This is a genomic window from Rhizobium sp. P1_E1 (assembly GCF_056406015.1).
On record NZ_JBFUAY010000058.1, the window covers coordinates 26,363 to 34,151 of the forward strand.

General features: G+C 59.7%; 7 protein-coding genes. 1 reads left to right on the forward strand and 6 read right to left on the reverse strand.

The window, feature by feature from the left end; genetic code table 11:
* Positions 1-26: 26 nt before the first annotated feature.
* The 6 genes from AC1D1Z_RS19780 to otsB all read right to left on the reverse strand — a co-directional run bounded on the left by AC1D1Z_RS19780 (position 27) and on the right by otsB (position 6,278).
* On the reverse strand, positions 27-755 hold the full coding sequence (locus tag AC1D1Z_RS19780; protein ID WP_018246914.1) for an SDR family oxidoreductase: 729 nt from the start codon (positions 753-755) through the stop codon (positions 27-29).
* A gap of 124 nt (positions 756-879) precedes the next feature.
* A complete protein-coding gene (locus tag AC1D1Z_RS19785; protein WP_477851608.1) occupies positions 880-2,139 on the reverse strand; it encodes a sugar ABC transporter permease in 1,260 nt (419 codons plus the stop codon).
* On the reverse strand, positions 2,136-2,957 hold the full coding sequence (locus AC1D1Z_RS19790; protein WP_477851609.1) for an ATP-binding cassette domain-containing protein: 822 nt from the start codon (positions 2,955-2,957) through the stop codon (positions 2,136-2,138). The genes AC1D1Z_RS19785 and AC1D1Z_RS19790 overlap by 4 nt, the downstream gene beginning before the upstream one ends.
* 67 nt (positions 2,958-3,024) lie before the next feature.
* Positions 3,025-4,098: an ABC transporter substrate-binding protein gene (locus AC1D1Z_RS19795; RefSeq protein ID WP_193445978.1), complete on the reverse strand. Its 1,074-nt coding sequence runs from the start codon at positions 4,096-4,098 to the stop codon at positions 3,025-3,027.
* Positions 4,099-4,413: 315 nt separating this feature from the next.
* Positions 4,414-5,298, reverse strand: coding sequence for a helix-turn-helix domain-containing protein (locus AC1D1Z_RS19800; RefSeq protein WP_018246919.1), 885 nt, complete (start codon positions 5,296-5,298; stop codon positions 4,414-4,416).
* Positions 5,299-5,498: 200 nt separating this feature from the next.
* Positions 5,499-6,278 carry a trehalose-phosphatase gene (gene otsB, locus AC1D1Z_RS19805; protein ID WP_026231083.1) on the reverse strand — a complete coding sequence of 260 codons (780 nt, stop codon included), beginning with the start codon at positions 6,276-6,278 and terminating at the stop codon, positions 5,499-5,501.
* Positions 6,279-6,402: 124 nt separating this feature from the next.
* On the opposite strand from otsB, the gene AC1D1Z_RS19810 reads away from it, so the two are divergent.
* The gene (locus tag AC1D1Z_RS19810; protein WP_131647247.1) at positions 6,403-7,488 is read left to right on the forward strand and encodes an ROK family protein; all 1,086 of its coding nucleotides are present in this window, start codon (positions 6,403-6,405) and stop codon (positions 7,486-7,488) included.
* Positions 7,489-7,789: the final 301 nt, after the last annotated feature.

Below are 7,789 nucleotides of genomic sequence, written 5' to 3' on the forward strand. Positions count from 1 at the left end.
GATTGTTGAAGGCGATCGCGCTTTCGTCAGATGTCGGCGCTCTGCGGCAGGATAACGAGATCGCGAATCGTAATGTTGCGTGGGCGCGTCAGCATGAAAAGCACGGCCTCGGCCACTTCGTTCGCCTCCATCAGGCCGCCCGCGGCGAGCGCCTCATCCAGCTTCTCCTGCGGCCAATCGCTGAGAAGGGCGGTGACGACCGGACCGGGAGCGATGGCACCGACGCGCAAGCCATGCTTGGCCACCTGCCGCCTCAGCGTGTGGACGAATGCCTGGACCGCATGTTTCGAGGCGGTGTAGATCGGTTCCCAGACGACCGGGATCATGCCGGCAACGGAACTCGTTAGGATGATATCGCCGGTCTTGCGTTCGACCATATGCGGCAGAACGGCATGCACCGAACGGAATGCGGCGTTGATGTTTAGATTGAGCATCCGGTCCCAGGCATCAGGGTCTCCGCCCAGCACTTCGCCGCCGATGTAAGAGCCGGCATTGGCGTGGAAGATATCCAGCTGGCCCGCTTTTTCCAGGATCTGCGGCATCATCCCTTCAACGCTTTTCGGATCGGTGAGATCGATGACCAACGGAATGGCGTTTGCGTCGAGTTTCGAGCAGATTTCCTTCAAGGCTTCTTCATTGCGGTCAACCAGCACGACTCGAGCGCCCGCGGCAAGCAAAGCCTTGGCGCATTCAAGGCCAATACCCGACGCAGCTCCGGTGACGGCCGCGACTTTTCCAGACAGATCCTGTCCCATTTTCTTCCTCTGGTTTCCTGGTTGGCTAGAGCATTTCCGTTTTCTTCGAATCACGGAAGTGCTCTATCTCTTTGTTTTCACGCAATTCCGGACGCAAAACCGTGGCGCACTTTTGCTGATTGCTCTAAGCCCGGCCGTGCGAGATCCGCGATCGGCGTGCCAGCGAGTCGACGATGACGGCGACGGCAAGGACGGCGCCCGTGATCATGTATCGAAGCGACGATGACAGATCGAGAAGCGTCAGCCCGCTGGCGATCGACTGAATGACGATGATGCCGAGAAGCGCTGAATAGGCACTGCCCCGCCCGCCGAACAGGCTCGTGCCGCCGATGACCGCCGCAGCGATGGCGTTGAGATTGACGTCGCCGGTGCCGGCCTGCTGACTTGCCGTCGCCAGCCGGGCGGCAGAGAGAACGCCGCCAGTTGCCGCAAGCAGGGCGCACATGACGAAGGCGCTCGTGTAGATCCGCGAGACGTTGATGCCGGAACGACGGGCCGCTTCCCTGTTGCCGCCGACGGCGTGCATGGAGCGTCCCCATTTGGTTCGCGTCAGTGCATAGTTCATGGCGGCGGCAAGCCCGACGAAAAGGCCGAACATCCACGGAATGCCGCGCGACTGGTTGAGATAGAACGCGACTGCTTCCAGGGCAAGTGTGATGATGACAGCGCGGATAAGCAGTCCGCGGGCCGATTTTGCCGACAAGCCGGCCGCCCGCCGGCGCGCCGACGTGCGGTAGCTGGAGAAGAAGAAGGCAATGCCGGCAAGTGCTACCAGCAGATAGGCGATCGGGTCCRGCATGACCATGATTTGGCCGAAACTCACGAGCCAGGAGCCATAGGGAAGATTGATCGAACCCGTCGCTCCGAGGATATAGAGCTGCAGGCCGAGAACCGCGAGCAGTCCGGACAGGGTGGACACGAAACTCGGCATGCCGAAGCGGTTGAAGACAAACGCGTAGAGCGAGCCGATCAGGGCGCCGACGATCATCGCGGCGAGGACTGCAAGGACCACCGGCCAACCCTGGTTGACCCAGAAGACGCCGACCAGCGCCGAGGCGAAGCCGCTGACGGAGCCGACGGAAAGGTCGATCTCACCCACCATCAGGATACAGACGATACCCAGCGAGATGACGCCGACCGTCGAGCAGTCGAACAGCATGTTGACAAGGTTGCTGCTGGAGAGAAACACCGGATTGAGCGCCTGAAACACCGTCCAGATGATCGCCAGGCCGACAATGACCGGCAGTGAGCCGAGATCGCCGGAGCGGATGCGATCCCAAAAGGCCTGGATCGAACCGCCGAAACTGTCGTCATGGCGCACTCTCTCATCACGCCGGTCGAGCAGCGCCGGTGCTGCCGGATCATTGTCGATGGTCTTCATCATGGCCTGCCCTCCTCGTTCGGTTGGCTTTGCGCCTGGCGGCGCGACGCTCGGCGGGAGACGGAATTGTTGGATGCACCGGTGATGGCGCTGACGAGCTGCTCGTTGGACGCGTCGGGCAGCATGGTGCCGTTGTTGCGACCGAGGCGAAGGACGACGATGCGATCGGCGACGGCGCGCACATCCTCCATGTTGTGGCTGATCATGATGACAGCGAGGCCGCGTTCCCGCACGCGCTCGATGAGGTCAAGCACTTCAGCGGTCTGGGCAACGCCGAGCGCTGCTGTGGGTTCGTCGAGCATGATCAGTTTCGGCTCGAGCAGCAGCGATCGGGCGATCGCTACCGTCTGGCGCTGTCCGCCGGAAAGTGAGGCGACGGGCTCGCGCACACTGGGAATGCGAGCCRAAAGCTCATTCAAGAGTTGCCAGGCGCGGATCTCCATGGCGACCTCATCGAGCTGATAGGGGCTGAGCTCCTTGCCGAGGAAGATGTTGGCGACGACGTCGAGATTTTCGCAAAGTGCCAAATCCTGGAACACCGTTGCAATGCCGAGGCCGAGAGCAGCACTTGGGCTCGGCAGGTTCACCGGCTTGCCTTCGAACAGGATCGTGCCCGAGCTTGGCTGATGCACACCGGCCAGGATCTTGACCAGCGTCGATTTGCCGGCGCCATTGTCGCCCACCAGCGCCACGACCTCACCGGCATACACATCCAATTCGATATCGGTCAGCGCCGACACCGCCCCGAAGTTCTTCGATATTCCGCGCAGACTGAGGACAGGCTGACGGGAAGGGTCAAGATTGTGAGAGGTTTCAGACATCGCCTGGCCTTTCGGAAAAAGCAAAACGGAAAGCGCGACCGGCGGCCGGTCGCGCTTTCCTTGCGGATTACTTCGTGATGCCAAGCTTGTTGCAGCCGTCGGCATAGCGGCCGGTGCACAGCTCCTCGGCGGTGTTGATCTTCTTGTCGATGATCTCGGCCTTGAGGTTTTCGGCAGTGACGACGGCAGGGACGAAAAGCTGCGCCGGCGTGTCGTAGAGCGTCATTTCGGCCTTCGGCGTTTCTCCGGCCAAGAGCTTTACGGCGACATCGGCAGCGGCGGCGGCGACGATTTCGCTCGGCTTGGAGATCGTATTGTACTGATCCCCCGCGATGATCAGCTGGAGTGCCGCGATCGTCGCATCATTGCCGGTCACCGGCGGCACGGGGTCGACACCCGCCGCCTTGAAGGCTGCGATGGCGCCGCCACCCGTGCCGTCATTGGCAGCGACCACGCCGACAATCTGTTTGCCGAAGCGGGTGATTTGGCCGCCGGCCCATTGCTGGGCATTYGAGGGCTGCCAATTGGGTGTGTCGAATTCAGCAAGCGTCTTGTATCCGCCACTCGCCAGACCCTCATGAATGCCGTCCTTGATCAGCCCGGCAGCCGCATCGGTCGGCGAACCGTTGATCTGCAGGATGCCGCCTCCATCGGTCGGCACATTCTCAGCCTTCAGATGCTGGACGAGCGATTCCGCAATTGCCTTGCCRATCGCCTTGTTATCGAAGGAGACGTAGAAATCGGCCTTGCCTTTCGGAATCGGACGGTCATAGGCAATGACCTTCACACCCTGGCTCTGTGCGAGCTGGACGAGCGATGCGGCCGCCGCCGAATCCACCGGGTCCAGCACGATGACTTTGGCGCCCTGGGTGATCGCCGAATTAAACTGCTGCTGCTGTTTTGCGATATCGGCATCGGCGTTCTGATAGAGAACCTTGCACGACGCGCAAAGCTTCTTCATTTCCGCGACGAAACCCGGGTGATCGTGCTCTTCGTAGCGGGTAGAGCCCTGATCGGGCATGAGGAATGCCACTGTCGCATCCGAAACGGCCGTTTGCGCAAAAGCGGAAGTACCGCCCAGCAAGGACAGGACAAATACCGCGGCGCCTGCCGCCTGTGTTGAGAATTTCATCATTTCCATCTCCTCCCATTGGTAAAAATTGTGTAGGTTCGTGATTGCACTGTCTGCTGTGGCCGTTCGGCTGAATGAACGGTCGCGCCTGTCCCGGCGTTTGATGTTTTTGAGGACAAGCATCTCCGATCGCGAGCCGCTCATCGCACGCCCACGTTCAAAGTCAGTGTCAGTTTTCGCTCCTCCTCCTTGTCCTCCCTCGTCCCTTGGACCGTGCTCGTTCGGCTCCGCATTTCCGTTTTTCTCCGAGTCACGGAAATGCTCTGTCTTTTGTTTTACGCAATTCCGGACGCAAAACCGCTGCGCACTTTTGCTGGAATTGCTCTAGGCCGCCTTTGCCACATTGATATTGTCACCCAACAACCGCCGGAAACGCGAAGGCGTCATGCCTTTTTCCGCGAGAAACTGCCGGTTGAAGTTGGACAGATTGTTGAAGCCGACCTCGAAGCAGATATCGGTGATCGATGCATGGTCATCGCTCATCAGGATCTGGCAGGCGAGATTGATGCGCAGGCGTTTCACATATTGTACCAGCGACATGCCGGTATGGCGGCGGAAGCCTCGCGAAAAGGCGCCGGTCGACTGTTCGGCGATCGCCGCGAGATCAGCTTCGTCGAAGGATTTCGTGAGGTTCTCTCTGATATAGGCGAGCGCCTTGTTGATGCCGGCCGACATGTAGCCCGATGGATCGGGCAAATAGCTCGGGCTGGCGAGAAGCTGGGAATCCTGCGCCCGGCTGAGCAGGCCGACGATCATCATGAACAGCTCGATGCGACGCACACCATGCGCCTGCTGCACCTCGTTCATCAGGGGAGCAACCTGCCGGCTGGTATCGGCGCCGAAGAGCACGCCGCGGCGGGAGGCTTCAAGAACCGGATCGAACGGGCCGAGCTCGGCCAGCACCTTCATCGTGTCGCTGATGAAGCCCTCGCTGAACTGGATGAGCTGGCATCGAAGCGGAATGCTCGAGCCCTTCGGGACATCGCTGATCCAGTTGTGGGGGAGATTGGGACCAGCAAGAACGAGATTGCCAGGCTCGAATTCGCCGATGAAGTCGCCGACGAAATACCGTCCCGTTGTCGCCACGACGAGATGAAGTTCGTATTCCGGGTGAAAATGCCAGCGAACAGTATGGTAGGGATAGCCATGCGCCTTCGTTGCGAAAGATTCGCCGGGCCGGATCTGAATGACTTCCAAGTCAGGTTCCATTGTCTCCTCCTCCGAGGACGGTTCCAGGCCCGCCAGCCAAATTCTTTTTGGCTTTTATTGTTGAAGGGGAGTGTAATGGGCTCATGTCCCGCCCGCCACCACGATTCCCGGTCAAAACCGATACTTTTTTGACAATTGACGCTGCACAGCCGGCGTAAAGACGACAGCAATCCGCATTTCAGATCGTCTAAGGGCTGGCCTCAGGCGGCCAGGGCTGCAATGACGTTTCTGACCAGCGCAGAAGAGGACAGCCGGCTTGTGGCGCAGCTAGGGGCGCCGATCGCACCGACACGCACGGAAACGCCGCCACGCGCATTGGCGATCGCAAACATCGACTCGTCGGTCAGATCATCGCCGATGGTAATCGGGCAGCGGTTCTTGAACGGGTCGGACTGGAAAAACCGTTCCAGCGCATCGCCCTTGCTCGACCGCGCCGGACGCAGCTCGAATACCATCTTGCCGAGCTGCAATGCCCAGTTCGGCCCGGCGAGCTCAGCATAGTGGTGCATGCGGTCTTCGAGCACCTTTTCATATTCGGGCGCGAGCCGGTAATGGGCGGCAACGGCCGCACCCTTATCCTCGATCAAGACTCCAGGATAGTGCTCGGCTTCCGCGGTCAGCGCATGCTTCAGCGCCTGAAACTCAGCTGTCGCCTCGACCGTCTGCATGCCCGCGGCGTTCCTGATTTCCGCGCCGTGCAGGCCTGCTGTCGGAAATGCAAAGGGTTTGAACAGCGCGTCTGCATAGGCAAGTGATCGTCCGGTGACCAGTGCCAAGGCACCGCCAAGTTTGTTCGACAGGCGATGAAGTTGTCCCGGAAGCGCCTCTGGAACCTCGATCGCATCCGGCGTGGGCGCAAGATTGAGCAGCGTCCCATCGATATCGAGAAACATCGCCCAGTGGTCGGGCTCTTCCAAGACCAGTGAAAGCATTTCCTGAGTAGCGTCGTCGTCCTGCACGGCATTCTCCAAACTCTGCAATCATTGAAGCTAGGTCGCCGGCCGACGAGGACAAGGTGGCTTTTCAGACTCCGGAACATCCTGAGGCTAGTCCGCGTTGTGTCTCGCCGCCCGTTCGAGCACTCGCGCCCTAGAAGGTACATTGATGGCCAAAAGCAGTTCAGATCCCCGTGATGAGGTCAATGCCCCGCTGGCACACGGCGCTTTAAAGCTGCCATTGGTGGTGATCGACGATTACAACAACGAACTGCGTGACAAGAATGGTTTCGTTGGCGACAACGCAAACAAGAAGACTTTCCAACAGAAGCTTGATGATTGGAGAAAACGCATCCGCAAGGTCGGAGACGACCCGATCGGCAAGATTGAGACCGACAAGCTCTCCAAGAAAAAAATCGACGCTATTTTGAAGGGCGATGATTTGGCGGCGGCGGCGTTGATCATGGGGGCTGTGGAGGATTTTGCCCAGGACTTTGCCGATGTGATAGGCAAGTTTCTGAAGGACAAACGCTGGGGAAAGACGGAACGCATCGTCGTTGGCGGCGGCTTCCGACGGAGCCACTTTGGCGAACTGGCGATCGCCAGGACGATGGTTATTCTCAAGGCGGCCGGCGTCGGCGTCGAGGTCGTGCCGATCGTTCACCACCCCGATGAGGCCGGGCTGATCGGTGCGGTCCATCTGATGCCGCGCTGGATGTTCAAAGGCCATGAGGCGATTCTGGCCGTCGATATCGGCGGCACCAATGTGCGCGCCGGCGTCGTTAAATTCGGAAAGGACGACGTGCCGAATTTTGCGGATGCGAGCGTCTGGGATTCGGCCATCTGGCGTCATGCCGACGACGAGCCGAGCCGCACTGCGACCATCGAGAAGTTGGCCGCGATGTTGCAGGATCTGATCGGCAAGGCCGAAAAGGCCAATCTCAAGCCAGCACCCATCATCGGGATCGCATGCCCCGGCATCATCAAAGCCGATGGCTCCATCGAACGCGGCGGACAGAACCTGCCCGGCGGAAACTGGGAGAGCGACAGCTTCAACCTTCCTGCCGCACTGATGAAGGCCATTCCTGAGATCGGCGACGACAGCACATTCGTGATGATGCACAACGATGCCGTCGTGCAGGGATTGTCGCAGATCCCTTTTATGAACGACGTGTCGAGATGGGCAGTGCTGACCATCGGCACGGGGTTGGGCAACGCGCATTTTACCAATCGCGAAGGAACGAAGGCGCGGTAGGCTCAGCAATTCGAGACGTCCGGCGCTGCCCATGACGCATTTCGGGGTGCGCTTCAAGATGAGAGCCCTCCCCTTTCCTGCCCACGTTGGAATACATGGTGATAACTCCGACAGACGGTTCTCGGCAGGTTTAAATTGCGCTTATCTCTGCAACTCCACGCAATCGATCCGCAGACGAAAGATGGACTATGAACTTCAAGGGAATAAGCGCCCCGCTTAATGCCGGCCGTCTCGAACAGATGCTCGGCCTTGCCCCGTCACGCCGCGATGCCGAAACCGAGGACGCTAGTGACAAGCCCTC